This window comes from Oscillatoria salina IIICB1, from assembly GCF_020144665.1.
Taxonomy (GTDB): Bacteria; Cyanobacteriota; Cyanobacteriia; order Cyanobacteriales; family SIO1D9; genus IIICB1.
In genome coordinates, this window is the sequence record NZ_JAAHBQ010000008.1 from 43288 (window position 1) to 68526 (window position 25239).

Here is a 25239-nt window from a genome sequence, read left to right on the forward strand (position 1 = left end):
GGAAGACTGCCCTTAACTTAAAAGCGACCAAAAAACTTTTGTGTGTTTGAGTTTACACTACTTGCTCAACTTCAGCAATTTCCGGGATAAACTCCCGTAAACGTCGTTCGATACCCATTCTCAGGGTCATTGCTGAACTGGGGCAAGAACCGCAAGCACCTTGTAAACGCAATTTTACTACTGGTCCTTCGATTTCGACTAACTCGACGTTACCGCCGTCAGCCATTAAGTAAGGACGCATATCGTCCAAAACTTGCTCAACGTTATCTGACGTAAGTGCTAATGTTGTCATAGTTTACCTAGCTTTTATGTATTTTGTTGCTGTTAACTAAATCCTAACTCCAAGTCAAGAAACTAAGCTACTGGGGCAGGTTCTAAAAGTTGAAGATTAGAGAAATTAAACTCAGTGGTAGTTGTTTGTCCATCTTTGCTAATCGCGTGAATGATTTGACGACTGGGTAAGTAATACTCGCCTACCTTGTCATAAGTTTCTTCAAAGTCACGTTTTCCTTTTAATTCGTTAGTTTTGGCATCGCGGAAAACGGCGTTATAAGCGGTGGAGACGTAACCATTACCAGTATCGAGGCTTTCTTTGGTATTAATGGTAAACGCCATTGGTCCCATAACGCGACTTACTTGAGTAATTTCTTGACCGCGTACTTTGTAGTTTGAACCCATCGCGTCACCAGAAACCAGGATTTCTACTGCACCTGTGGAGTCTTTTTCCCCTAGTTTAAACTGATTTTTGCCGTGGGCGGCGGCAAAGGTACTGCGTTTGCGGTGGGTGATGATATCCCGCATTTGGTTATAAACGCTTTCGCGTACTTTTTCGTCTTCAATACCAGAGATTTCGACACTTAGGTCTGGGTTAACTTTAACTTTACCCTGGTAAGTTTCGTCACCTTGTTTTATTTCCAGGTTGGCAGTGTAACCCGGAAAATTTTCGTCCCAAGTGTAGCGACTTTCGTAGGCTGACTGAAAAATTTCGCGCGCGTTGTTGGTTTCACTCATAAAAGCTGTTGTCGAACGATATAACTTCTTCTAGTCTAATAGTTTAAGTGGAATTACGGTGAGAGTAGATCTGGTGTACGGCTAATTGCTCTTTTGCCAGAATCAGTTGAGTGGGTATTTCTGACTAGCGATAATCTTAAATGACCGAACTGCGATCGCGATCTTCAATTGCGCGACGTTAACCGGTATTAGCAGTTGGATAGGGAGAATTACGCTCGCGACAAATTATCAGTAAAACTATTAACTAAATTATCAATCAGATGCACCACCATGAATTAGTAAACATTTTTTTTGTTTTTGATTGAAGAGCAAAAAAGTAAATCCCCAAATAATAAAATCCCAAAGTTCGTCATCTACACCAAAAGCTGGATTATATTGAAAAATTCTCGAGTTTTCATGATCAATGTACGCCTCTACATTACGCCAAAAACATCTAATAAGATCGTTTTTTTTGTGCTTGCCAACATTTTTAAATCCATCTGAGGGATTTATCCGAGCAATGAAAGTATTAATTCTTGTTGTTAATAAATAGCGATTACCCTCAACCATTGTTGATAAATGAGGTTTAGTTTTCGGATCAGCTAGTTGTATTAGCTTTTGAAGTTCGGCTTCGGGAGTTTTTTCCCGATAATTTTTATCAATTGCTAGTCGATTTAATACCTGAGAATCTAAATCGCCATCATCGAGTTCAATACCTCTAGCACTAAACCAAATTACATAGTCGCAACCTTTTAAACAATAACTCATGGCTTCCATGTATCCGTTCAATTTAGCAATTTCAGGAGTATTCTCTAATTTCATAATTCCTAAATAAAACTTTTAATTGCTTTTTTCCCTACTGGAAAATCCTTTTCCTAAATACTCAAATTTTCTGCTAATCTAACTGTTTGTACTTGGTCTAACTCTAGTATTGTAGATTAAGCTGAAAAAATATTGAGTGGTGTTGAAAGCGACATCCTACCCCAAAATTCATTACAATCATTTACAATTACCTACCACATAGCCAAATCCTGCTTTACCCTGTTTTGTGGTTATCTTTACTCTCTTAACAAACATTTATACATGATTGCTCTACGTCCTCATCAAAAAGCTAAAGCCCTCAAACCCGGTAGCCGTCGCCCTGCGAAGGAACTTTGTAGTGAGTGCGGACTTTGCGATACATATTATGTGCATTATGTCAAGGAAGCTTGCGCTTTTCTTAATCAACAAATTGCCGAATTGGAAGCCGAGGCACATGGGCGCAGTCGCAACTTAGATGACGCTGACGACTGGTATTTTGGTGTGCGTCAGGAAATGATGGCGGCGAGGAAAAAACAGCCTCTAGAGGGCGCACAATGGACGGGTATTGTGAGTAGTATTGCCTGCGAAATGCTTAACCAAGGCAAAGTTGAAGGTGTAGTTTGCGTTCAGAATACCAAAGAAGACCGCTTTCAACCAATGCCAGTTATTGCAAGAACGCCAGAAGAAGTGTTAGCAGCGAAAGTAAATAAACCTACCTTATCGCCGAATCTTTCCGTTTTAGAACAAGTGGAAAAATCGGGGATGAAAAGGTTATTAGTTATTGGCGTTGGCTGTCAAATTCAAGCATTGCGGGCTGTTGAGAAAGAATTAGGTTTAGAAAAGCTTTATGTTTTGGGGACACCTTGTGTGGATAATGTTACTCGCGCTGGGTTACAAAAATTCTTAGAAACGACAAGTAAGTCTCCGGATACTGTAGTGCATTACGAATTTATGCAAGATTTTCGGGTGCATTTTAAACACGAAGATGGTTCGATTGAAAAAGTACCTTTCTTTGGTTTGAAAACTAATCAATTAAAAGATGTTTTTGCGCCTTCTTGTATGAGTTGTTTTGACTATGTGAACTCGTTGGCAGATTTGGTTGTGGGTTATATGGGCGCACCTTTTGGTTGGCAATGGATTTTGGTGCGAAATGATACTGGTAAAGAAATGCTGGAATTAGTTAAAAATCAACTTGATGTGCAGCCTGTGATGTCTTCGGGTTCTCGTCAACAAGCGGTGCAACAAAGTATTCCGGCTTATGACAAAGGTGTTACTTTGCCGATGTGGGCGGCTAAATTAATGGGAGTTGTGATTGAAAAAATTGGTCCGAAGGGTTTAGAATATGCCCGTTTTTCGATTGATTCTCACTTTACCAGGAATTATTTATATCTCAAGCGCAATCATCCGGAAAAGTTAGAGGCGCACGTCCCTGATTATGCTAAACGTATTGTGGGACAGTATCAATTACCTGAGTGATTAGGGATTGGGGAATGGGGATTGGGTTCAGTTATCAGTAAACAGTAAACAGTTACCAGTTACCAGTTACCAGTTACCAGTGAACAGTTATTAGTTTATCCTCAATTACTAACTAGCAATCACTAACTACCGACCAAACACCACAAACCAGATACTAATGAAGCAGGAACGATTACTGATTATAGGGTGGCGAGAGAGAATTGCTTTACCAGAATTAGGAATTTCTCAAGTTAAGGCGAAAATAGATACAGGGGCGCGATCGTCTGCTTTACACGCTTTTGATGTGGAAATTTTTCCGCGAGATGGTCAAGAGATGGTGCGTTTTCAGGTGCATCCTTACCAACGGGATAGCAAAACTACAGTAGTCGCTGAAGCGAAACTTTTAGATCGGCGAGAGGTACGGAATTCCGGGGGGGTAGCCCAACTACGACCAGCGATCGCGACTGTTGTAGAATTGGGTGGCATTCAGTGGCAAATTGAACTTACCTTAACTAATCGCGATGTCATGGGTTTTCGGATGCTACTGGGTCGTCAGGCGTTGCGGAGGAGATTTTTGGTAGATCCAGGAAATTCGTTCGTCCAAAGTCGCCGTTACCATCAAAAAGGTCACGAAAATCAACAACAACAGTTATGAAAATTGCTATCCTCTCGCAAGATCCGACTCTTTATTCCACTAAGCGTCTGAAGGAGGCTGGGGAAGAAAGGGGACATGAAATGCGGGTGATTAATTATCTGCGTTGCTATATGAATATTACTTCGAGTAAACCAGCGATCGTGTATAAGGGGAAACCTTTAGAAAATTTTGATGCGATTATTCCTCGAATTGGTGCGTCTAGAACGTTTTACGGTACGGCGGTGGTACGCCAGTTTGAGGTGATGGGGGTGTTTACGCCGAATGAGTCGCAAGCTATTTCTCGTTCTCGCGATAAACTGCGCTGTTTGCAAATTCTCGCCCGTCAAGGTATCGGTTTACCTGTGACTGGTTTTGCTCATGCAACGGAAGATATTGATGGTTTAATCGAAACTGTGGGTGGTGCGCCTTTGGTGATTAAGCTGTTGGAAGGAACGCAGGGTATTGGTGTGGTTTTGGCGGAAACTACCCAAGCGGCGAAGTCTGTGATTGAGGCTTTTCGCGGTTTGGATGCGAATATTTTGGTGCAGGAGTTTATTAAGGAGGCTGCGGGTGCAGATATTCGCTGTTTTGTGATTGGCGATAAGGTGATTGCTTCGATGAAACGACAGGGTGCCGAAGGTGAATTTCGCTCGAATTTGCATCGGGGTGGAAAGGCGGAGAAAATTAAGTTAACTCCGGAGGAACGTAGTACCGCCGTGCGTTCGGCGAAGGCGATGGGTTTACGGGTGGCTGGAGTGGATTTGCTGCGTTCTAATCACGGTCCGGTGGTTATGGAGGTCAATTCTTCTCCGGGATTAGAAGGAATTGAGAGGGCGACGGAAATCGATGTGGCTGGGAAAATTATTGGCTATTTGGAGAAAAATGCGGTTCCGGGAAAAAGCCGCGATCGCATTCAATATTAATTCTCCGAAGAAGGACATCGCTATTCTAGATCGGGAGGTTGTATCCAAGCTAACATCGCGTGACAGATAATACTTTTGAACTGAAACAAGAGGCAAAGGCAACCGATGCTTTTGCCTATTTTCCCGCCACTCGCCGTCGTTTGGAAATTCCGGTGGCACGTCTTCCTACTCAGACGATGATTTCGCTTCCGGTGACGGTGGTTCACGGGATTGAACCGGGACCGAAACTTTGGTTAAGTGCTGCGATTCATGGTGACGAACTTAATGGCGTAGAGATTATACATCAAGTATTGTCAAAAGTCAACCCCCAAGAGTTACGGGGGACGTTAATTGCTGTACCTGTGGTTAATGTTTTTGGCTTTATCGAACAATCTCGCTATCTTCCCGATAGAAGAGACTTAAATCGTTCTTTTCCTGGTTCCGCAACGGGTTCATTAGCTTCCCGTTTAGCCTGTTTATTTATGAAGGAAATTGTCAGCCGTTGTACCCACGGAATTGACTTGCATACTGCTTCCCATCATCGCATAAATTTGCCGCAAATTCGAGCTAATTTAGATGACTCGGAAACTTATCGCTGTGCGAAAGCTTTTGGCGCACCAATTATTATTCATGCTACCACTCGTGACGGTTCTTTGCGCCAAGCAGCTACCAGAAGAGGCATTCCCATTTTACTTTATGAAGCTGGGGAAGCACTTAGGTTTGACCCCGAAGCAATTCGCGTTGGGGTGGAAGGCATTTTGCGGGTGATGAATGTGCTAGAAATGTATTCTGTACCTCATTTACTACCACCAAAAAATCCCCAAGAAGTCTCGGAAAGTAAATGGATCAGAGCATCTCGTAGTGGCATTTTACACCTGAAAATAAGTTTGGGAGATTTTGTTGACAAAAAACAAATTTTATGTTCAATTAATGATGCTTTTGGGGAGACAAGCGTCAAAATTCGCGCTGGGGTGCGGGGAATAGTCATCGGTCATACGCAAAATCCCTTGGTAAATCAAGGAGATGGTATCGTGCATTTAGCAATTGTTCAATGAGGAGAGAGTCTCTGTGCTGATGGTAACAGTTTCCGATGTATTTTTTGCCGCGATCGCTGTCGGTTTACTCATTTTACTAGGAAGCTGGATTAAGCAGCGCCTACCAATCTTACAAAAATTATACCTACCGGAATCAATTATTGCAGGGACAATAGGATTATTACTCGGACCCGATGTTTTAGGAAGTATAATTGCGGCTGCGGGTGGAGAAGGTTATTTGGTGAAAAATGGTTTATTTCCCGAATCAATTCGCACTGTTTGGGAGCAAGTTCCGGGGATTTTAATTATCCTCGTCTTCGCGGCTTTATTTTTAGGCGAAAATATTCCTGATTGGCAAGAAATTTGGCGCAAAACTTCCCCACAAGTCGCTTTTGCACAAACTTTGGCTTGGGGACAATATGTAACTGGAATTGGCGTAACTTTATTAATTTTAATTCCTTTTTTTCAAGCTGACCCTTTAGCAGGAATTTTAATCGAAATTGCCTTTGAAGGAGGACATGGAACCGCCGCAGGAATGGCAGGTACTTTTGAGGAATTAGGATTTTTAGCAGCTTCGGAATTAGGTTTATCTTTGGCAACAGTAGGGATTGTTTCGGCTGTGGTTGCGGGAACTATTTTAGTTAATTGGGGTATTCGCCAAGGTCACGTCCAAGTTGATTCTGCTGTAGTTGAAGATGTAGAATTACTGACCGATCGAAAACCAATTATTAAGACAAAAGAAAGTAATTTGCTTGTCGATTCGTTGTCTTTTAACTTTGGTTTTACCGCCATAGCAATCGCCCTTGCTTGGGCAATTTTAGAGTTACTACAATGGTTAGAGATATATCTGGATTTAGGTTTTAGATTGTTTAAATTTGTGCCTTTATTTCCGATTGCCATGTTAGGAGGCTTGATAGTTCAATTAGTAATGGAACGTTTTGAGTTAGATTATTTAATCGAACGCAGGTTACAAGAACATATTGGTGGAGTAGCACTAGATTTAGTAGTTGTTACTGCATTGGCGACGATTAATTTAAAGGTATTGGAAGCCAATATTGAAGTATTTTTAATTCTTGCAATAGTTGGAATTGCTTGGAATGTACTTGCTTTTGTTTACCTCGCACCGCGTCTGTTACCTAACTATTGGTTTGAAAGAGGAATTTGCGATTTAGGGCAATCAATGGGAGTAACACCCACAGGGCTTTTATTATTACGCATGGTTGACCCGCAAAACAAGAGTGGTGCGTTTGAAAGTTTTGCTTACAAACAGTTACTTTTTACGCCTATTGTCGGTGGAGGAATTTTTACGGCTGCTGCACCAATTTTAATGAGACAATTTGGTGCAGTGGGCGTTTTGTTAATTACGGGAAGTTTACTAATTTTTTGGTTAATTTTTGGTTTCTGGAATTATCAAAAAATTAAGTCAACTGTAGTTTATACTAAACAAGATGCTTAGATAAAATTGGGCAATGAGAGGACTAAAGTCCTCACTATGAAGTTTAATCACACCATTCAATCGACCATTCAGTTTGATTGGGATATGCAGGTAAACTTCTAAAGCCTTGAGGAACGATCGCTGCTTGAGTTGTAGTAATTGTAGTTGCTGTTCGCAGTCTTTGGGCTTGGGCTACCCAGTTCCGAACTTGAGATAATGAAGGTGGTTGCTTGACTCGCTGTTGGCGATCGTTTTCGGCGATCATTTTATCATATAAAGTATCGGGAGAACGACGCTTAAGTTCTTCAACGGTATCTACTCCTGTAGCTTGCAACAATTCGGAATATTCTCCTCCTACGCCTTTAATTCGGCATAAATCGGCAATATTCACGAATTTGAGGATTTTTCCCTTATCGATACCAGTGGTTTTTACCAGTTCCTCTCTACCTTCTTTGGAAGTGCCTTTTTCAAACAATTCTTCGGTAGTTGTGATTCCAACTGCTGCTAGTTTGTCAGCTTCTGACGCATCGATACTTTCTATTTCACGAATATAATGTGGCATTGTCACTGCTCATAAAATCTTATCTGTAATATATTTTACCTTACGGTATTTCATCTCAGTTTCTTATTAAAAATTTAGGCAAAAACTACAGTCCGATTGTCATAAACTAAGACGCGATTTTGTAAGTGCAAGCGTACTGCACGAGCGAGAACTAATCTTTCTAAGTCTCTACCTTTGCGAATCAAATCTTTAACATTATCGCGATGAGTTACGGGAATGACATCTTGTTCGATAATTGGACCTTCATCTAAATCGCTAGTTACATAATGGGCGGTTGCACCGATTACTTTTACTCCTCTTTCATAGGCACGTTGATAAGGATTTGCCCCGGCAAATGCAGGTAAAAATGAGTGATGAATATTGATAATATTGGGGAATTGTGCGATAAAATTGGGGCTAAGAATTTGCATATATTTAGCAAGAACTACCAAATCTATGTTATAATCTTTAATTAGTTCTAATTGTTTAGCTTCGGCTTCGGCTTTAGTTTCTTTGGTGACAGAAATGTGGTGGAAATCAATATTAAATTGTTGGGCAATTTCAGCGAGATTAGCATGATTACTAATAATTAAAGGTATCTCGGCGCTGATTTCTTTGGCTTGTTTTCGCCAGAGAAGATCGAACAAACAATGATCTTGTTTTGTTACCCAAATTGCCATGCGAGGAATGGTATCAGAAAAGTGAATTTGCCAGTCTGCATCGAGAGGTTTAGCGATCGCGCTAAATGCAGGTTTAATCACGTCGTGAGGTAGGTTAAATCCGGCTAACTGCCATTCGATGCGGGTGAAAAACATTCCTGCTGCTAAATCAGTATGTTGATCCGCATGGATGATGTTACCACCATTTGAGTAAATAAAATTAACAATTTTTGCCACGAGTCCCCGGCGATCGCGGCAGGATAATAATAAGGTTGCAGTTGAATTAGACATAATAATTAAAGAAAACAATTATCAAGCATCCGATGAGCGAACAACTAACAGCAGATAACCTAGCATACACTAACGACGAGTATCAGCCGATTATTATTCGCATCGAAGATATTTATAAAGTATACGGTACTGGTAATGCCGAAGTTCGCGCTTTAGCTGGAGTCGATTTAATTGTCAAGAAAGGCGAATATTGTTCGATTATGGGACCTTCTGGTAGTGGTAAGTCTACAGCAATGAATGTCATCGGTTGTTTAGATCGTCCCACTTCCGGAAGCTATTATTTGGATGGTGTGGATGTTTCCCAATTACCAGACAGCGAGTTAGCGACAATTCGCAACCGCAAAATCGGCTTTGTGTTTCAGCAATTTCACCTGCTGTCGCAAATGACAGCCTTGGAAAATGTTATGCTACCGATGGTTTATGCTGGTGTAGGTAGTGGAGAAAGGCGCGATCGCGCGGTTGCTGCTTTAACTAAAGTAGGTTTGTCAAACCGTCTCCACAATAAACCCACTCAACTTTCTGGGGGACAACAACAAAGGGTAGCGATCGCACGCGCGATCGTCAATCAACCTGTTCTACTTTTAGCAGATGAACCCACCGGAGCGCTAGATTCTCGCACTACTCAAGAAGTTTTAGATATTTTTACCGAATTAAATGCTACTGGAATCACTGTAGTTATGGTAACTCACGAACCAGAAGTTGCTCGTCTTACCAAGCGAATTGTTTGGTTTCGCGACGGTAAAGTTATTCATTCTCACCTTACCCCAGAAGAAATGTTAGCAGTAGCTTTTTCTCATTAATAGTATACCACCCTCTTGAAAGAATTTTCTTAGCTTGTAGAGACATTAAATTCAACATCTCTACAGCTATTTTTAACCAGGTAGCCAGCCCACTTTCACCGTTACAGGAGACAACTTCTCGAAAGTTAATACTTCACCAGACTCAGACTCAAAAACTACGTCAGAAAACGTGAAAATTGCAGTTGAATTCGCACCCTTTCTTCCATCACCATCATCAGGAATAATTTCCACCGTTGCTTGTCCAGAAATTGCTTGATAAGTACCTTTAACTAAGGGACGAGAATCATCAATAACTACATCATTGCAAATTTCCGTTGTCAATCTTTCCCCAGTTTCTAGCCGTAGCCGACTATTTTCTTCACTTAAATCTAACTCAAAAGTTTCGGTATCTCCAGCTTCCACGGCTGCGGCTACCAAACCTGGAGACTCGAAAAACCACGCGATCGTATCTTCAGAATTTTTGCCATAAATGTAAACATCATTACAGCCTCCCGTCGTCCATTCTAAGTTATTAATTAATTCTTTCGAGAGAGTTTTTTCTCCGATATTAGCGCAACTATTCAAACTCAGGGATAAAGCGAGTAAAATTGCACTTCCCCAACGATATCTAGCAAGCTTCATTTTCACGATTAAAAGCTAAACAACGCTTCTAACTTAGCTGGGACATTGGGTAAAACTAAATCTAGTTACTAAATTGGTAACACAAGTTGAGAATTACGCGATCGCACAGGCTATAATCTCAATTATGTTAATTATAATCGAGTTATGCAAGAAAAACTAATTGATGTAGAAAATTTTGCAGTCTGTATTAATAACGAAGGATATCAAGCTTCACTGGAAATAGGAAAACTATATCGTATTATACCCGATGCAGAAGCTAAAACTCACGGACTTATTCGCATTGTCGATAACAGTGGTGAAGATTATGCTTTCTCAGTAAATCGTTTTTATCCAATTAAATTACCTCAAAATGTAGAAGAAGTTTTACTAGCAGTTTTTCAATAATTTATAAATTTAATATAATTTAATCTTCGCTTTGTAGAGACGTTAAATGCAACGTCTTCTAGTCACGATAAATACTCAAATTGTCCCATTTTTTAAGCTTCAGACTGCAATTCAAAAGATACATCTTCATAAAGACTTGCCAAACTACCTTCAAAATCAACACTTTTTAGTTGAAATACAGATTCTTCTTCGGTGTAAAACTGCAAAATCCATAACCCATTATCCCCACGTCGAAAACATTCTACTCGCTGACGTTTAGAATTAATTAAAACATACTCCTGTAAAGTAGCTAAGGTTTGATAATCAGCAAATTTATCACCTCTATCAAAAGCTTCTGTAGAATCAGAAAGAACTTCCACAATTAGACAAGGAAAACTTTTGTAATGAGTAGTTTCTTGGTCGCGTTCGTCACAAGTTACGATTACATCAGGATAATAAAATCTATTCTTAGTTTCAATTCTGGCTTTCATATCAGAAATATAAACCCGACAACCAGTACCTCTAACGTGATTACGGAGGAGAGATGCTAAATTAAGAGATATTGTTACATGAACATCGCTTGCACCTGCCATTGCATAAACTTCACCATCAATGTATTCGTGTTTAGTAGGGCTTTGTGCTTCCATCTGAAGATATTCTTCGGAGGTAATACTGAAATTTTCAGGAGAGGCAATCATAGTTAAACTGAAAAAACTAAACCATAACTCATTATACCACTTGGATAGCAGTTATATTTTTCATTAATTATTTTAGTAAGCTATGCGATATATATATCTATAAAATAGCTTGGGTAATCAAGATAAAACCCTTTAATCATCTTGCCAATTTTTCGCTCGCTCGACCGCTTTTTGCCAAATAATAAAGTTATCTTGAGCTTGATTTGCACCTACTCCAGGATCGAAGATTCTATCTACTTTTCTACTGGCAATCAATTCGCGATAATCTTGATAGAAACCCACCGCTAAACCCGCACCAAAAGCTGTTCCTTGAGCGGTTGCATCAAGGATAGCGGGACGTTCGACAGGAACACCTAAAATATCAGCTTGAAACTGCATTAAAAAGTCATTTTTGCAAGCACCACCATCAACTTTTAAAAGCTTAACTGCTGTGTCGCTATCTTGATTAATTGCTTCGACAACTTCTTTGACTTGATAAGCTATTGATTCGAGTACCGATCGCACGATATGCTCTCTTTGTACGCCCCCGGTAATTCCCAAGAAAGCCCCACGTGCGCTCATATCCCAATGAGGTGTCCCTAAACCACTTAATGCTGGTACAAAATAAACGCCATTGCTGTCTTTTACTTGAGTAGCTAAAGTCTCAGTTTCGGCGGCGGATTTAATTAATTTTAACCCGTCTCGCAACCATTGAATACAAGCCCCAGTGGTAAACATCGCTCCTTCGAGAGCATAGTTTGTTTTCTCTGCTGTAGTCCAAGCTACAGTAGCCAGAAGTTGATGTTGAGAAAGTGTGAGATTGTCTTCAGTTTGGGCTACAAGAAAGCAGCCTGTACCGTAGGTGCATTTTAACATCCCGGCGCGATCGCAGCCGTGAGCAAATAAGGCTGCTTGTTGGTCGCCAAATATCGCCGTAATCGGTATTTCTGCGCCGAATAACTCCGGATCTGTTTTGCCAAACAAACCTATGCTAGGCTTAATTTCAGGCATCATCTGACGGGGAATTGCAAACAAGTCTAATAACTCTTCGTCCCAGTCTTTTGCTGCTAAATTCATCAACATCGTTCGACTCGCATTGCTATGGTCTGTTGCATGAATTTTGCCATTTGTCAAGTTCCACAAAATCCAACTATCGACAGTACCAGCAATAACGTTATTTAAGTTAACATTTGGTTGATTTTCGCGCAGCCAACTCAGTAACCAAGCGAGTTTCGTTGCGGAGAAATAAGCATCGACAACTAAACCTGTGCGTTGTTGAATTTCCGCAGCTTTACCTTGAGCAATTAATTGGCGACAATGAGCAGCAGTACGTCGATCTTGCCAGACGATCGCCTTATGCAACGGTTCGCCTGTAACCTTATCCCAAAGTAAACAAGTTTCGCGCTGCACAGTCAAACCAAGCGCAACTATTTGTTGAGGAGAAATACTCTTTTTGGCTAAAGCTTGTTGAATTACAGTACAAGTATCCTGCCAAATTTCTGTAGGGTCGTGTTCCAACCATCCAGGTTTAGGGTAATATTGCTTTAATTCTTGGTAAGCTTGGGTAACAAGATCGCCAGACGCATCGAAAACGATTGCACGGCTGCCTGTAGTACCGAGATCGAGAGCTAAAATATAATTTGTCATCGCTAGAAAAATTAGCGCTTGGTATTCTGGGATACTTAATAGCTTACAATCTCGTTACTTGCCGATCCATTTCTTTTTTTTAAGTGACTCAAAAAGTGATGTTATAATCTCTACCGTTAGAGAGATGAATTTTTGAGCAAAATGGATCGTCAAGACCCCAGAAAAGACACAAAAACCTTAATTTTGGTAGCCCTGATTACCAGTTCTTCTGTAGCGATCGGCTTTAATAATCTCAGATGGTTTTTGGGAAATGTATTGGTAGAAGGAAAACAAGTTTTAGAACAAATAGATCGTCAATAATTCAGGATAAATTCCGCGAAAGAAAGACATTTGCATCGAAAAAATATCTATCTAGCATTGCGTTCTTCCTGCGAAGGAATTTCATCTAGAGAAACTTGATTTTCTCTGTATCGCTTGACAAAATCGCGTCTAGATTTTAACCGAGAGTCACTTATTTCCGCAGATTGAAGAGAAAGAGAAGCCAAAAAAGACTTTGCTTGTTCTAATTCTGCATCATTATCAACTTCAATAATTAATCGCATCTGATACTTCCTCAGCATTTATTAGTTCAATTTTACCCTAAAGCAAAGTCTGTGTACTTGCGTACATGAGGAGCATGATATGCTAACACTATATCTTGCTTTGGAACACCCTTCTCAACTAATTGAGACGCGATCGCGTTTTCCGTTCCATCATATTGAACCCAGATTTTTCCCTCAATAATGTCAACGTGCAAAATACAGCCATAAATTCGCGTACTGCTGTTTTTCCACCCTAAGTTAACCAGTTGATAACGATCTCTCTCTCGGTCAAAAATAACCTGACTTTTAACTGGGTCATTCGGAGAGCGAAGTTTAGTTCTTTCGAGCAATAATTCTTGAATTAATTGGCGGTATAAATCTAATTTATCCATTGCACAATTTCCTCTTTGTCTGTACTGTAAACCAATAAAGGAATCTGGTTTCGACGCAGCACGGTTTGAATAAATGAATACTTGAAAAATCGTTTATAAATCTCTGATGGAATCGCTAGATACAAGCGTCTATCAGCTTCCTCTTCTTCTAAAGCAATCCGATAATTAATAAATTGACCAATAGCAGTATGAAACTCAGAAATAGTTGAAGGTGAGAGAAATGTTTTAATCTCTACGGCAATTTTATCACCATCTTTCGTTGCTGCAATTAATCTTTCTGCCCCTAGATCGATGTAAAAATCAACAAATCCTAAATCAATATGATACGGATCGTGAGTAATTGTCCACCCCTCATTCTCAAGTGCAGTTCTAACTAACTCGTGAAACGCATCTTTTGCACGCATAATCGTGAGTTATGGGACTTAAACTGTTTATGTCAATTTTATCGTGTATTGTCGTCCCGCCTCGATGCTGAGAGCAAGGGTAACAGAAATTTAGTCAAAACCGAATGGCGATCGCCGCGCTATACTAGAAAATTGTCAAGTAAATTTATCTTTAGTATATGTTTTGGGCTGATAAAATCGCAGCAGGTACGCAAGGCGAACAATTAGTTAATGATTCTAAGACTCCTTCTGGTAGAGTTCACGTAGGGTCTTTGCGGGGTGTAATTATCCACGATGTAATTTATCGTGCCTTGAAACGTGCTGACAAGCCCGTTAAATTTATGTATGGTGTGGATGACTACGATGCACTCGATACCGTACCCAAATATTTAGACCAAGCCAAGTTTTCTCCTTATCTCGGTTATCCTCTGTGTAATGTTCCTTCTCCCAATGATACTGCTAGCGATTACGCGAAGTATTTTATGGGTGAATTTCTCGAAGTTTTTGACTATTTGGGAGTTAAACCCGAAGAAGTTTATTATTTGCGGGATTTATATCGCAGTGGCAAACTGAATAAATATATCGATATTTTCCTGAATAATGCTCATTTAGTCCGCGAAGCTTATCTCGAAGTAAGTAAAGCCGAACGTCCGGATAATTGGTATCCTTTTCAAGTTATTTGCGAAAATTGTGGCAAAATTGCTACTACTGTGGTAACAGATTATCAGGATGGAGAAGTCTTTTATACTTGTCAGCCAGAAGCAACAAACTATGTAGATGGTTGCGGACATTCTGGTTGGATTTCTCCTTTTGATGGTAATGGTAAATTACCTTGGAAAGTTGAGTGGGTAGCGAAGTGGGAACTTGTGGGTGTAACTATTGAGTTAGCTGGAAAAGATCACTCGCAAAAAGGCGGTTCCAGGGATGTCGCTAATGCAATTTGTCGGAAAGTTTTACGGGAAAAGCCTCCTTTCCACGCACCTTATGAATTTATCTTAGTTGGGGGAACCAAGATGAGTTCTTCTAAAGGTGTGGGTTCGAGTGCGAAGGAAATTTCTGCTTTACTTCCGCCAGAATTATTGCGCTTTTTGATGTTACGAACTCAACCGAAAACGGTAATTAATTTTGAGCCAAATTACGAAACAATTACTCGTTTATTTCGCGACTATGACGCGCTCAATGATAAGTATAAAGCAGAGGTTGAGTCAGCCGCCGAGAAACCCGAAGAACTTAGTAAAGAATTTATGCCGCTAGTTTATTCGCAACTAGATGGTGAAGTCAAAACTTATCAAGCTTTTGATTTTAGTACGCTAATTTCTTTACTACAAATTCCCGGTTTAGATCTCAAAGAAGAAGTGGAAAAGCGCAGCGAAGCACCTTTAACTGACTCCGATTGGCAAATAATTAATCGTCGTATTGAAGTGGCGAAAAAGTGGCTAGAAGACTATGCTGATGAGGAAGAAAAGTTAGTTATTTATTGGGATTCTGTACCGGAAAAAACGCAAGAATTGAGCGAAGAACAAGTAAATTATTTGCAAAATTTGCAGGAGAATTTAGCAGGAACAAGTAATTGGGAAGCCGAAGAGTTACAAACTACTTTGTTCTCGACGGCTAAGGCTTTACCAATTAAACCAGGTAAGGCTTTTCCGGCGGTTTATTACTCGTTTTTAGGGAAAGAACGCGGTCCAAAAGCAGGCGGTTTGTTATCTTATTTGAATAAGGATTTTGTGTTGCAGCGTTTGCAGGATGTAGTTGCCATGAAAAAAAGTTAGAGCTATACTTAGGTTTGTTTCATTTTCTCTTAGAAATTGTTTAACCTAACCCCCCTACCCCCTTCCCTACGAGGGAAGGGGGAGTAATTAATTAATAATTTTCAACTCAAAATAATTATCAAAATGCTCCCCTCTCCTTGTCGGAGAGGGGTTGGGGGAGAGGTAATAATCAAATGTTTACAATATTAGAAATTGTCTAACCTAACCCCCCTACCCTACGAGGGAAGGGGGAGTAATTAATTAATAATTTTCAACTCAAAATAATTATCAAAATGCTCCCCTCTCCTTGTCGGAGAGGGGTTGGGGGAGAGGTGATAATCAAATGTTTACAATAATTGACCGCCTCGAAAACGCCAGCGAGGAAATAAAAGACGTATAATAGATTGGGAAGCAAGGAACACCCCTAACCAAACTAAGCTGTAATGAATAGTAAACCAAACTAAAGGTAAATCTTGCTTAATTCCTGGTAATCCAAATAATTTTACCAAACAAGCGACAAATATTGCTTCCCAAATTCCTGCTAAAAGTTGAAACGCTGCGGGCCAATCTCGATCCCAACGAAATTGCTGAATGTAATTATAAACTAAATCCCAAACTAAGCCAAATAGAGCGATATAGAGCAAGATCCGAAAAAAGATTGCGCCACTATCTGTGCCTGGTCCAATAATGCCAAAAGAGAAAGGTAAGGTGATTAAAACACCGACAGTTGCTAAAAGAAAGATGCGAGTTTGCCAGCGTCCGAAGAGGGTAGGGGTCATAAATTTGTCGTTGGTTTTAGTAGGATTAATTATTGACATCTTAGCCGCAAAAATTAGCTATTGCCTAGAGCCAGTTACCCACTAAAACAAAAGCCCCCCAAAAATAAGGTACAGAGAATTTTTCGTCTTGTAATACGGCTACTTGGGCGCGGCGGAGGGCTTCGGCTTTGGTGATTTCCGAGTTGGTTAATTCTTGGTAAAATCGAGTCATTAACTCAGTTGTGGCGAGGTCGCTGATTAACCACAAAGAGGCGAGGGTACTACGCGCCCCGGCTTTAACTGCTACTCCGGCTAGTCCTAATGCGGCGCGTTTGTCTCCGGCGGCGGTTTGACAAGCGCTGAGGACGAGTAGTTCTATGGGGGCAGAGTTAAGTCCTTCTTTACGAATAATTGTATCTAATTCGTTTGCGTTGATGCGATCGCTCCAGGTGAGAATAAAGGTATCTTCAGCTTGGGAACTAAATTGACCGTGGGTGGCGACGTGAACAACTGGAAAAGGAAGCGAGTCAATTATATCTTCAAAGTTGTCTTTGGTGAAAGATTGATTGAAGAGAAGTTGGTTTGGTGCGATCGCGTCAATTTTCTCTAATTCTAATTCTACCCCAGGTAATGCGGAAAATCCTTGACGAGCTTCGCTGAGTCCCGCCATAATAATTTTTACTTCTTGTCTTTGTAAAGGTTGAGGGTCGATTAGTTGTAAGCCTGGCGCGATCGCGATACTATATTTCTCAATTAAATATTGTTCGCTGTCGTGCATAACTGCCATGGGAATGTTACGCAAAACTCCATCTAAGACAAAGACTAAGGTTTTGATGTTGCTAGCCGCTAATTCTGTTTCGATGGGGCGAATTAGCCAGTTATAAACTTCTTGGGATAGTTGTAAAGCAAATCTGTTTTGACGTTTGAAAATTGTGTCGCGTAATTCAAGAACTTGATTTTCTAGTTCGTTTTGGGGTAAAAATGTGGCGTAGTGACGCAAAGGTTTTCCGGGCAAGGCGACAATTACTTCTAGGCGATCGGGTAAAATAATTGTGGAGAAAACTGCTGCGGTGGGGTCAATTTGGTCGATTTCTTTGGCTACGGTTTCACGGGTATTGACGCAATTGTCTTGGAAAAAGTTATTTAATTCTGCTAGTCGGTGAGATTCAATAATTTTTCTCGCTTGAATGATATCTGCTTGAGTTACATTTGCTTCTGGTTGTAATAATAAGTCTACCAGTTGACGATACACTGGTTCGACTCTTTCTTGGAAGTCAAATCTCGCTTCTGTACTAATATTAACTAGATCGATACCTAAAGAATCAAGGATTTTTACTGCTTCTGAGATAGACGCGATCGCAGCTTTTCGATCTCCTTTGGCTTTTTGAATTCTTCCTAGTTGCCATAAATATTGATAAGTTATATCTGTGGCACCGAATGCTGGTGCAATATTTAAGGCTTGGAGAGTAATTGTTTCTGCTCGATCTAGTTGCTGGGTTATTTCGTAAATTTTACCAATCTCTCCAATTGCATATGCTTCTCCTCGTTTGTCTCCTATTTTTCTCGCAATTTCTGCGGCTTTTTGGAGGATTAATTCTATTTCTTGAGGGTTTTTTGAGCGCGTTCTTTGTTGAAGTTTTTCTAAGTTTCTGGCAAAATTAATTCTCGCTTGAACTGCTATTTTTGTTGGTTTCAAGGCTTCAATTTCTTGTTGAATTAAGGTGACGATCTCTTCAGCTTTGGCATATCTTTCTAGTTCGATAAAGACATTAAATTTGTTGAGGTGTGCCTTGATTTTTGTGTTCGGCGAGCTTGATAATTCTTGCCCTTGCTGATAGTATTCTAAAGCTTTGTTGAGTCTTGATTCGATCCAAGTTCCATCGGCTTTTTTCGCAAATGCTCTTTCGGCGTTACCCAAACTGAGATAAATTGTGCCAAGATCTGCTAAATCAGGAAACTGCGAATTTAGTCGCAAACTTTCTTGGTAAATAGTTTCCGATAGCTCTAAATTTCCGACTACTTTGAGTAAAAGATCGCCGAGTTTATGTAGTCCAATAATTTTGGTTTGAGGATCGGGATAATTGCCGATGATTTTCAGCAATTCTTGAGCAAAATCAACTAATTCTTCAGAAGTTAACTCATTGAGAGAGTCACATTCAATAATTTCTAAGTTTAAAGATTTGCCCAAAGTAGTAATATCGATGTCGAAAGCAGAAAATAAAGTGTCACAAGCGCGAGGATATAGTCCTAAGTTTTGTAGGGCTTGGGACTGATTTATTTTACTTTTTGACTCGCCAATTTTATGCTCGATTTGATGATATAATTGAGCCGATTTTTGCCAAGTTTCTAAAGCATTTTCTCCTTGTCCGATCGCTAGCTGTAAATCGCCTTGAATGTCGAGAGTTTGGGCTAAGATAATCTCGCGGCTCTTGTCTTGGGGTTGATTTTGTAATAAACTAAGACTGGTTGCTAAATTGGTCTGTGCTGAGGAGATTTCGCCTAGTTCTTTGTAGGTGGCAGCGAGATTGCTTAATGCCGCAGCTTGATTCAAGACATCTCCTTGCCGTGCAAATTCCTCTGCTGCTTGCTGTAAAACCCCGACTGCGGCTGGAAAATTTCGCTCTTGTAACAAGGTTTTCGCTCGGTCGATTAGCTGGTATGCTGTTACTTGAGCTTGAGAAATGGCGATCGCCGAATTTTTGACTTGAGCAACTACAGGTTGTATCCCCACCGCTAAGATAAACAAGCAGACTAACAAGATTAACTTCGGTTTGTAGTTGAAGAATTTCCGCTTTCGCATACCATATTTACTCTCAAAAGTCAAGGTTTTCGCTCGCCCAATAGCTGAAAAATTTGTCAGGAAAGGTGGTCGGCGATCGTAGCGCGCTCAAGTAATATTTCACTCCCAATTAATAACATTTTACCTCTAATTTGTGACCTTAAATCTCCAATTAATAACCAATCATTTCCGTAAAATTTTACCTTTAATTAACAAAAAATCAGCTCTTATTCCTGACACAAAGCAGGATTAACTAAATGACGCTGAATTGGCGTTGTCGTAGGATCGTAAGCAACTAAAACCACCTCACCTTTGTCATTAACCACCCAACCTCGCGCAGGCGTTTTTCGGGTTGGAGAAGAAACACTAACATTCTCTTCCTCTTCAACAATTGTGGCACGACTAGGAGCCACAGGATCGATAAAACCCGTAGTAATATTTTCTGCTTCCAAAACTTGATTGGGATTAGTGGGTAAACCACCCCTCCCGGTAACAACAAACTCACTTCCCTCACCTTGTTGACAAGCATTAGTAGCCACTTCTTGATTAGGATCTACTTCTTGAGATTGCACGATTTCAAATGATTCATCATCAAGATCGGTATCAATTTGTAAATCACCGCTAGCATTAATCGTGCTATCTGGAGACTGAAAAACAAATAAATCGTCACCATTGAGAGGACTAATCACGATGTTACTACCACCTTGAGTAGCAACAGCATCAGTAATAATACTACTAGCTTCTAGTAAAACCAAAGTTTCAGTATTAATAGTAATATTACCTTCAAGACTAACATTACCAGCACTACCACCGATCGCCGAAATCGTACTACCATTGCGTAAGCGAATATCTGGCGAAGAAACAGTAATATTACCACCTTTACCTAACTCTGAAGCAGCCAAAAATGCACCTTCATCCAAGAGTAAACTGTCCGTAGCGGTAACATTAATACTACCAGGATTTCCCGTACCTTGCCCGATAACACTAATCTGCGAATTAGAGCGAACAGTCAAAACTTCAGTTTGGATATTAACATCACCTGCATCACCAGAAGCGAAAGTAGCACCAACAATCAAAGCTTCCTCAAACAGTGACAAACTTTCAGTTTCCAGACGAATATCACCAGCCGCACCAATTCCGGAAGTAGTTGCCGTAATTTGAGCGCGATCGCCGATAATCAACCTAGGTGTAGACACGAAAATACTTCCGGCATCGCCAATATCTTCCGTTGTCACCGTTAAACTACTAGGATAAACGCCATTTGCCGAAGTCCCCAGAATTTCCACCGACTCCGAAGCAATGACATTGACAGTACCCCCTTCCACTGGAAAAACATCTCCTGGTATAGCTTCATCAACAATAGTATCGACACTTGCTCCAACGGCTGCACCATCACGAATAACCAAGCGTCGAGTTTCAATACTCACCCTTCCCGCATCTCCTGTACTCGAAGTTGCTGCAACCAAACCAGTATAAGTTTGTTCGTCGGCTGAAGTCCCGATTAATTCCACCAAATCCGCAGCCCGAACTTGAATATTTCCTCCTTTTCCGTTACTTTCGGTACTAACTTCGACTCGTGCGCCATTTCGCAGCAATAATTGTCTAGTGTCAATCGTGACATTACCAGCATCACCAGTCGCAAAAGCCCCCGCATTAATCTTACCTCCCTCATTGAGATCGACTGTTTCCGCTTGAGTTATAGAGATCGATCCTCCTGTACCATTACTGCGAGTTTCTGCCAAAATAGAAGCTTGGTCTTGCAAAGTTAACAAGTCAGTTTGAATAATGACATTACCAGCATTACCAAAATCAGTAGTCGCCTCAATTTCGTTATTAGTGAGAGTTGGTTCAGTTTGAGAAGAACTAGCTAAAATGTTGGGAACGCTGAGTTGTAGTCTTCCCGCCCCATTGATAACAACAATTTCTCCTTCTGCATTAGTAGAATTTTCCACCAAAGCTAAAGCTTGTGCCTCAATATCTAAACTATTAGTAGCGATCGCGTTATCAATTGCTTCTTCCAGCATCCCGCTTTCCAGATTCTCATTAGCGGTTTCGGGAGGAGTTTGGGAAGTAATAGCTTGAATCAAAGCGCCGTCGGATAGGAAAACGCGATCGCCTCTAATCCTCACATCTCCGGCATCTCCAGCGCCAGAAGTACCCGCCCCTAAACTACTCTCACCCCTCATTTCTACGACATCAGCTAGTATTTCCAAAGTACCAGCATTGCCGATCCCCATTGTGGCAATTCCGATCGATGCTTGATCTTCAGCCAGGAAATTTTCAGTTTCAATGTTGAGATTACCACCAGTACCTAAACCTTGAGTTCCAGCAACAATATAACTCGAACCACTCAGAATCAGATCCTCACTAGCATTTACTGCTAAAGTTCCTCCATTACCGTTACCGAAGGAACCAATCACGATAAACGCATCATCTTGCAGCAAAAAACGCTCAGTGGCAATCTTGGCATTACCTGCATTTCCATCGCCAAAAGTTCCCGTGAGAATACTACTGCTGTCAGTAAGTTGCACCAACTGAGATGCTTGGATGTCCAAAGTACCACCATTACCTTCAGCAATAGTTCCTACAGTTAAGGAAGCGCGATCGCCTAAAATTAACTCGTTTGTTTCAATATTTACATTACCTGCTGTACCTTGACCTTCCGTTGCCGTACTCAGCCCACTCGAACCAGTTAATTCGATTAAATCCGTAGCAAGTATTTCCAGAGTACCACCATTACCTACACCTTCCGTTGCCGCCGTTATCGAGGCTTTATCTTGTAGCAGTAACTGTCTGGTTGCGAGTGAAATATTGCCTCCATCACCCTCAGCCGTCGTCGCTGCAACGAGATTCGCATTACCGCTAAGGGTGACTGTCTCTGCTTCAACAGACAAAGTTCCGGCATTACCACTATCTAATGTAGCAGTAGCGATCGATGCCTCATCGCTCATTTGTAACTGTTGCGTGGTAATGGTTACATTCCCAGCATTACCTTGACCAAATGTTCCTGCTGTGACACCAGCATCGCCACTCATTTCTATATTTTCAGCAGTTATTACCAACGATCCTGCATCGCCAGATCCTAATGTTCCTACCAGAATTTCTGCTAAATCGCTCATTTGCAACTGTTCGGTTTGGATTTTGACGTTCCCGCCATTTCCTGAATTGACTAGCGCGAAACTTCCTGCCCCTAGGCTAGCATTATCAGTAAGTACAATTGTTTGAGCGTTAATTTCTAGGGTTCCGCCATTACCTTCTCCCTGAGTAGCAGTAATAATTTGGGACGCATCTGCCATTTGTAATTGTCCAGTTTCGATAGTTATATCTCCGGCTTCACCACTAGCTAACGCGATCGTAGTTAATATTGAATTGCTGTTTATTGCTAGCAAATCGGCGGTAATTTGAATCTTACCTGCATTGCCTTCACTTAAAGAAATAACTCCTACCGCCGCATCATCAATAATTTGTAATTGTCCAGTCTCAATCTGTACATCTCCAGCATTTCCCGTCCCTAATGTTGCCGCCGCGATCGTCGTAGGTAATTCTTCATCTTGCCCATTACTTCTAATTTCAACTAATTCGGAAGTTTTGATGATAATATCGCCTCCCGAGTTAGCCCCCAAAGTAGTAGCTTGAATCTCAGAAAGTTCTCGCGCTAACAAATTTCTACCAACTATTTGAATGTCACCGCCACCTTCACCGCTAGCAAAAACTCCTGACTCTTGTAATAGTTGAATATCCCGGAAATCACTAATTTCTTCATAGCCGAGAGTAAAGCCATTAGCTGTGGAAATTAAGCTGACAAAACCTTCCCCAACGCTACCTAGTTCAATATTTCCTGCTTCGGCTTTTAAGAGTCCGCTTGTTAAGGTAATTTCGCCACCAATTAAGCCTAAACTTCTACCTTGTTCTACTTGCAAACCTTGAGAATTATTTAACAATGCTTGTTGAAAGTTGAGTTCGTTTTCTCGCTCGCTTAAACTTTCATCAAATTCCGGGCGATTAATTCCTGTTCCCTGGACAATAATAGTTCCTGGATTGTCGCGAAATCGCAAACCAATGGGCATATTAACTGTTAATAAAGGTGGGGCTTCGGGGTTACTCGCGCTAAATTCAAAGTCATTATTAAAGACTAAACTATCGGCTGTGGAAGCGAAAAATGAACCTCGCAAATCTAATCTCGCGTTCGGTCCAAAAATAATTCCGTTTGGATTAATTAAAAATAAGTTAGCATTACCTAAAACGCCTAATGTCCCGAAAATATTAGAAACATTGTTACCTGTGACGCGATTAAAAATATTTTCAATATTAGCTGGATTTGAGAAGTAAACCCCGCGTCCTTGATTAATGTTAAATTCTTGAAAACTATGGAAAAGATTTGTCCCGCGTGTAGCACCACCGTCGATGATGTCGCTGGGAATGCCGTTAATATTATCGGGGGTGACGGTAGAATTTTCTTCACCGAGGCTGCGATCGGGAATTAACTGGGCTATTGCTAAATTTCCATAACATAAAATGGTGTAATTAGCAAGAGTTAAAAGTGAAAAAATGAGTTTTTTATTCTTGAGAAGAGGAAAATTTAACTTTTGACGCAGCATAGAGTTTGTTTTCCAGTGAAGATATCTCGCTCTTACCAAGATAGTTTAAACTAAAACGAAATCTTGAGTTTGCTAAGAAAATTAAACTTTTAATTTTTATCAGCAAAATCCGCTAATTTGTCTGAAATTAGCGGATTTTGAAGGTAATTTAGTTTAATCTCAGAGAGGAATTTTTACTGACCTGCCCCGGAAGTAGAGTTAGTGGTAGAATTTGTTCCTGGTGAAGTAGTATTGGTGTTTTCAGTGGAATCAGTTTCCAGTTCGCTACTATCTTGAGGAGGATTTGTCGTCGTATTTCCTGTGGAAGAATCAGTGGGATTACCAGTGCTGCGAGTTGAAGGAAAATTAGCAGCAGGAGTATCTTCAGTCGCACCAGAATTAGTGTTATTAGATGGAGTTTCTGGTTGAGGAGTTACTTGAATCGTAGTATTATTTTCTTGTACGCTTGGTTGAGTTGATTCTGGGTTAGGATTAGGAGCAGTAGTTTCTGATTCAGTCGGATCATTTTCCTCAACAGGAACTGGAACTACATCAGTAACCGTTTCTCTAGTTCTTTCGATAATCGTAGTTTGACCGTCAGGTTGTCGATCTTCTTGAATAATGGTAGTATCGGGTTGTCGATCTTCCTCGATAATAGTTGTTTGATTTTCTGGTTGTAACTCTTCAGTTTCCGTAGGAGCGATCGCATCTGGAGTAGATTCTAATTCTGGTTCTCTATCATTGAACAAGAAAGCCAAACCTACTGCTAATGCTACCAAAGAAGTTGCCAAAATACCAATTAACAAACCACGAGCCGCGTTATCATTATCTCGTACAGTTTGGTTTCTTCTTTCCCGACGATGTTCAACAGCTTGACCATGAACATATCCACTTTCGTAGGAAGCAGCCTTTTCGGGGTCGCTAGTGGGATTAGTATTAACTTCTATATTAGGGTCATTCCCTAAACGAGTTGTTGGTCTATGATTAGGATTAGTCTGGTTTTCAGTGTTACGCATGATTATTCCTAGAATTCAAAAAATGTTGAAAAAACGAGCAAATTTATCTATTTGTACTAGACAAGAGATATTGATTTGCGTTTGTGATTAGAATTTGCTATCCAACAACCCTACTATCTCCTTTTAACAAGCGAAAGTCACTCTATCTAAAAAAGGATTATTTTCTACCTCTTAAGAATGACTTGTCAAAGCTAATGGGAAAAATTTTCTTG

Annotated in this window: 24 protein-coding genes; 9 read left to right on the top strand and 15 right to left on the bottom strand. The window is 40.6% G+C overall.

Annotated elements, in window-relative coordinates:
- Nucleotides 1-52 precede the first annotated feature (52 nt).
- The 3 genes from G3T18_RS02860 to G3T18_RS02870 form a co-directional block, all read right to left on the bottom strand.
- Entirely contained in the window at nucleotides 53-292 is a 240-nt protein-coding gene (locus tag G3T18_RS02860; protein ID WP_224409014.1) for a NifU family protein, read from the bottom strand.
- Between the two features lie 62 nt (nucleotides 293-354).
- Nucleotides 355-1011, bottom strand: coding sequence for a DUF3386 domain-containing protein (locus G3T18_RS02865; RefSeq protein ID WP_224409015.1), 657 nt, complete (start codon nucleotides 1009-1011; stop codon nucleotides 355-357).
- Nucleotides 1012-1263: 252 nt separating this feature from the next.
- Complete coding sequence (locus tag G3T18_RS02870) at nucleotides 1264-1812, bottom strand: hypothetical protein (RefSeq protein WP_224409016.1); 549 nt, start codon at nucleotides 1810-1812, stop codon at nucleotides 1264-1266.
- Nucleotides 1813-2073: 261 nt separating this feature from the next.
- Here G3T18_RS02870 and G3T18_RS02875 point away from each other — a divergent pair, with 261 nt between their 5' ends.
- The 5 genes from G3T18_RS02875 to G3T18_RS02895 all read left to right on the top strand — a co-directional run bounded on the left by G3T18_RS02875 (nucleotide 2074) and on the right by G3T18_RS02895 (nucleotide 7272).
- Nucleotides 2074-3267 carry a Coenzyme F420 hydrogenase/dehydrogenase, beta subunit C-terminal domain gene (locus G3T18_RS02875; protein WP_224409017.1) on the top strand — a complete coding sequence of 398 codons (1194 nt, stop codon included), beginning with the start codon at nucleotides 2074-2076 and terminating at the stop codon, nucleotides 3265-3267.
- A 157-nt stretch (nucleotides 3268-3424) separates the two neighbouring features.
- Entirely contained in the window at nucleotides 3425-3901 is a 477-nt protein-coding gene (locus G3T18_RS02880; protein ID WP_224409018.1) for an ATP-dependent zinc protease family protein, read from the top strand.
- A complete protein-coding gene (gene rimK / locus G3T18_RS02885; RefSeq protein WP_224409019.1) occupies nucleotides 3898-4803 on the top strand; it encodes a 30S ribosomal protein S6--L-glutamate ligase in 906 nt (301 codons plus the stop codon). Before G3T18_RS02880 ends, rimK begins: the two co-directional genes overlap by 4 nt.
- Nucleotides 4804-4862: 59 nt before the next feature.
- Entirely contained in the window at nucleotides 4863-5837 is a 975-nt protein-coding gene (locus G3T18_RS02890; protein ID WP_318013921.1) for a succinylglutamate desuccinylase/aspartoacylase family protein, read from the top strand.
- Between the two features lie 19 nt (nucleotides 5838-5856).
- Entirely contained in the window at nucleotides 5857-7272 is a 1416-nt protein-coding gene (locus G3T18_RS02895) for a sodium/glutamate symporter (protein ID WP_224409067.1), read from the top strand.
- 43 nt (nucleotides 7273-7315) lie between these two features.
- Here G3T18_RS02895 and G3T18_RS02900 read toward each other — a convergent pair whose 3' ends face one another.
- Both G3T18_RS02900 and purU read right to left on the bottom strand, forming a co-directional pair.
- Nucleotides 7316-7813 (bottom strand): DUF4332 domain-containing protein, encoded by a 498-nt coding sequence (locus G3T18_RS02900; RefSeq protein ID WP_224409020.1) that lies wholly within the window; start codon nucleotides 7811-7813, stop codon nucleotides 7316-7318.
- Between the two features lie 74 nt (nucleotides 7814-7887).
- Nucleotides 7888-8742, bottom strand: coding sequence for a formyltetrahydrofolate deformylase (purU, locus tag G3T18_RS02905; RefSeq protein WP_224409021.1), 855 nt, complete (start codon nucleotides 8740-8742; stop codon nucleotides 7888-7890).
- 32 nt (nucleotides 8743-8774) lie between these two features.
- Between purU and G3T18_RS02910 the strand changes: the two genes are divergently transcribed.
- Nucleotides 8775-9542: an ABC transporter ATP-binding protein gene (locus G3T18_RS02910; RefSeq protein WP_224409022.1), complete on the top strand. Its 768-nt coding sequence runs from the start codon at nucleotides 8775-8777 to the stop codon at nucleotides 9540-9542.
- Nucleotides 9543-9614: 72 nt separating this feature from the next.
- Here G3T18_RS02910 and G3T18_RS02915 read toward each other — a convergent pair whose 3' ends face one another.
- On the bottom strand, nucleotides 9615-10163 hold the full coding sequence (locus tag G3T18_RS02915) for a hypothetical protein (RefSeq protein ID WP_224409023.1): 549 nt from the start codon (nucleotides 10161-10163) through the stop codon (nucleotides 9615-9617).
- Between the two features lie 144 nt (nucleotides 10164-10307).
- On the opposite strand from G3T18_RS02915, the gene G3T18_RS02920 reads away from it, so the two are divergent.
- Entirely contained in the window at nucleotides 10308-10547 is a 240-nt protein-coding gene (locus G3T18_RS02920) for a hypothetical protein (RefSeq protein WP_224409024.1), read from the top strand.
- A gap of 92 nt (nucleotides 10548-10639) precedes the next feature.
- Here G3T18_RS02920 and G3T18_RS02925 read toward each other — a convergent pair whose 3' ends face one another.
- Both G3T18_RS02925 and glpK read right to left on the bottom strand, forming a co-directional pair.
- Complete coding sequence (locus tag G3T18_RS02925; protein ID WP_224409025.1) at nucleotides 10640-11224, bottom strand: Uma2 family endonuclease; 585 nt, start codon at nucleotides 11222-11224, stop codon at nucleotides 10640-10642.
- Nucleotides 11225-11356: 132 nt separating this feature from the next.
- A complete protein-coding gene (glpK, locus tag G3T18_RS02930) occupies nucleotides 11357-12850 on the bottom strand; it encodes a glycerol kinase GlpK (protein ID WP_224409026.1) in 1494 nt (497 codons plus the stop codon).
- Nucleotides 12851-12982: 132 nt separating this feature from the next.
- Here glpK and G3T18_RS02935 point away from each other — a divergent pair, with 132 nt between their 5' ends.
- Nucleotides 12983-13150 carry a hypothetical protein gene (locus G3T18_RS02935; protein WP_224409027.1) on the top strand — a complete coding sequence of 56 codons (168 nt, stop codon included), beginning with the start codon at nucleotides 12983-12985 and terminating at the stop codon, nucleotides 13148-13150.
- Nucleotides 13151-13197: 47 nt separating this feature from the next.
- On the opposite strand, the gene G3T18_RS02940 is transcribed toward G3T18_RS02935, so the two are convergent.
- From G3T18_RS02940 to G3T18_RS02950, 3 genes are read right to left on the bottom strand one after another with little or no spacing between them, the layout of a single operon-like run.
- Nucleotides 13198-13392 (bottom strand): hypothetical protein, encoded by a 195-nt coding sequence (locus G3T18_RS02940; RefSeq protein WP_224409028.1) that lies wholly within the window; start codon nucleotides 13390-13392, stop codon nucleotides 13198-13200.
- Nucleotides 13393-13424: 32 nt separating this feature from the next.
- Entirely contained in the window at nucleotides 13425-13763 is a 339-nt protein-coding gene (locus G3T18_RS02945) for a XisI protein (RefSeq protein WP_224409029.1), read from the bottom strand.
- Nucleotides 13751-14167: a XisH family protein gene (locus G3T18_RS02950; RefSeq protein ID WP_224409030.1), complete on the bottom strand. Its 417-nt coding sequence runs from the start codon at nucleotides 14165-14167 to the stop codon at nucleotides 13751-13753. The genes G3T18_RS02945 and G3T18_RS02950 overlap by 13 nt, the downstream gene beginning before the upstream one ends.
- A gap of 158 nt (nucleotides 14168-14325) precedes the next feature.
- Between G3T18_RS02950 and lysS the strand changes: the two genes are divergently transcribed.
- Entirely contained in the window at nucleotides 14326-15918 is a 1593-nt protein-coding gene (lysS, locus tag G3T18_RS02955) for a lysine--tRNA ligase (protein ID WP_224409031.1), read from the top strand.
- A gap of 326 nt (nucleotides 15919-16244) precedes the next feature.
- Here the strand turns inward: lysS and G3T18_RS02960 are convergent, their stop codons facing one another.
- The 4 genes from G3T18_RS02960 to G3T18_RS02975 all read right to left on the bottom strand — a co-directional run bounded on the left by G3T18_RS02960 (nucleotide 16245) and on the right by G3T18_RS02975 (nucleotide 25027).
- Nucleotides 16245-16676 carry a hypothetical protein gene (locus G3T18_RS02960; protein WP_224409032.1) on the bottom strand — a complete coding sequence of 144 codons (432 nt, stop codon included), beginning with the start codon at nucleotides 16674-16676 and terminating at the stop codon, nucleotides 16245-16247.
- Between the two features lie 64 nt (nucleotides 16677-16740).
- Nucleotides 16741-19455 carry a CHAT domain-containing protein gene (locus tag G3T18_RS02965; protein ID WP_224409033.1) on the bottom strand — a complete coding sequence of 905 codons (2715 nt, stop codon included), beginning with the start codon at nucleotides 19453-19455 and terminating at the stop codon, nucleotides 16741-16743.
- Nucleotides 19456-19661: 206 nt separating this feature from the next.
- A complete protein-coding gene (locus G3T18_RS02970) occupies nucleotides 19662-24032 on the bottom strand; it encodes a two-partner secretion domain-containing protein (protein WP_224409034.1) in 4371 nt (1456 codons plus the stop codon).
- Between the two features lie 173 nt (nucleotides 24033-24205).
- Nucleotides 24206-25027 (bottom strand): hypothetical protein, encoded by an 822-nt coding sequence (locus G3T18_RS02975; RefSeq protein WP_224409035.1) that lies wholly within the window; start codon nucleotides 25025-25027, stop codon nucleotides 24206-24208.
- Nucleotides 25028-25239 lie beyond the last annotated feature (212 nt).

Bases quoted from the DNA above. Each gene is read 5' to 3' on its own strand.
- rimK (WP_224409019.1), top strand. From the start codon at position 3,898: ATGAAAATTGCTATCCTCTCGCAAGATCCGACTCTTTATTCCACTAAG.
- glpK (WP_224409026.1), bottom strand. From the start codon at position 12,850: ATGACAAATTATATTTTAGCTCTCGATCTCGGTACTACAGGCAGCCGT.
- G3T18_RS02965 (WP_224409033.1), bottom strand. From the start codon at position 19,455: ATGCGAAAGCGGAAATTCTTCAACTACAAACCGAAGTTAATCTTGTTA.
- G3T18_RS02940 (WP_224409028.1), bottom strand. From the start codon at position 13,392: ATGCGATTAATTATTGAAGTTGATAATGATGCAGAATTAGAACAAGCA.
- G3T18_RS02950 (WP_224409030.1), bottom strand. From the start codon at position 14,167: ATGCGTGCAAAAGATGCGTTTCACGAGTTAGTTAGAACTGCACTTGAG.
- G3T18_RS02970 (WP_224409034.1), bottom strand. From the start codon at position 24,032: ATGCTGCGTCAAAAGTTAAATTTTCCTCTTCTCAAGAATAAAAAACTC.
- G3T18_RS02895 (WP_224409067.1), top strand. From the start codon at position 5,857: ATGGTAACAGTTTCCGATGTATTTTTTGCCGCGATCGCTGTCGGTTTA.
- G3T18_RS02920 (WP_224409024.1), top strand. From the start codon at position 10,308: ATGCAAGAAAAACTAATTGATGTAGAAAATTTTGCAGTCTGTATTAAT.
- G3T18_RS02925 (WP_224409025.1), bottom strand. From the start codon at position 11,224: ATGATTGCCTCTCCTGAAAATTTCAGTATTACCTCCGAAGAATATCTT.
- G3T18_RS02945 (WP_224409029.1), bottom strand. From the start codon at position 13,763: ATGGATAAATTAGATTTATACCGCCAATTAATTCAAGAATTATTGCTC.
- G3T18_RS02860 (WP_224409014.1), bottom strand. From the start codon at position 292: ATGACAACATTAGCACTTACGTCAGATAACGTTGAGCAAGTTTTGGAC.
- G3T18_RS02915 (WP_224409023.1), bottom strand. From the start codon at position 10,163: ATGAAGCTTGCTAGATATCGTTGGGGAAGTGCAATTTTACTCGCTTTA.
- G3T18_RS02900 (WP_224409020.1), bottom strand. From the start codon at position 7,813: ATGCCACATTATATTCGTGAAATAGAAAGTATCGATGCGTCAGAAGCT.
- G3T18_RS02910 (WP_224409022.1), top strand. From the start codon at position 8,775: ATGAGCGAACAACTAACAGCAGATAACCTAGCATACACTAACGACGAG.
- G3T18_RS02880 (WP_224409018.1), top strand. From the start codon at position 3,425: ATGAAGCAGGAACGATTACTGATTATAGGGTGGCGAGAGAGAATTGCT.
- G3T18_RS02875 (WP_224409017.1), top strand. From the start codon at position 2,074: ATGATTGCTCTACGTCCTCATCAAAAAGCTAAAGCCCTCAAACCCGGT.
- lysS (WP_224409031.1), top strand. From the start codon at position 14,326: ATGTTTTGGGCTGATAAAATCGCAGCAGGTACGCAAGGCGAACAATTA.
- G3T18_RS02975 (WP_224409035.1), bottom strand. From the start codon at position 25,027: ATGCGTAACACTGAAAACCAGACTAATCCTAATCATAGACCAACAACT.
- purU (WP_224409021.1), bottom strand. From the start codon at position 8,742: ATGTCTAATTCAACTGCAACCTTATTATTATCCTGCCGCGATCGCCGG.
- G3T18_RS02870 (WP_224409016.1), bottom strand. From the start codon at position 1,812: ATGAAATTAGAGAATACTCCTGAAATTGCTAAATTGAACGGATACATG.
- G3T18_RS02865 (WP_224409015.1), bottom strand. From the start codon at position 1,011: ATGAGTGAAACCAACAACGCGCGCGAAATTTTTCAGTCAGCCTACGAA.
- G3T18_RS02960 (WP_224409032.1), bottom strand. From the start codon at position 16,676: ATGACCCCTACCCTCTTCGGACGCTGGCAAACTCGCATCTTTCTTTTA.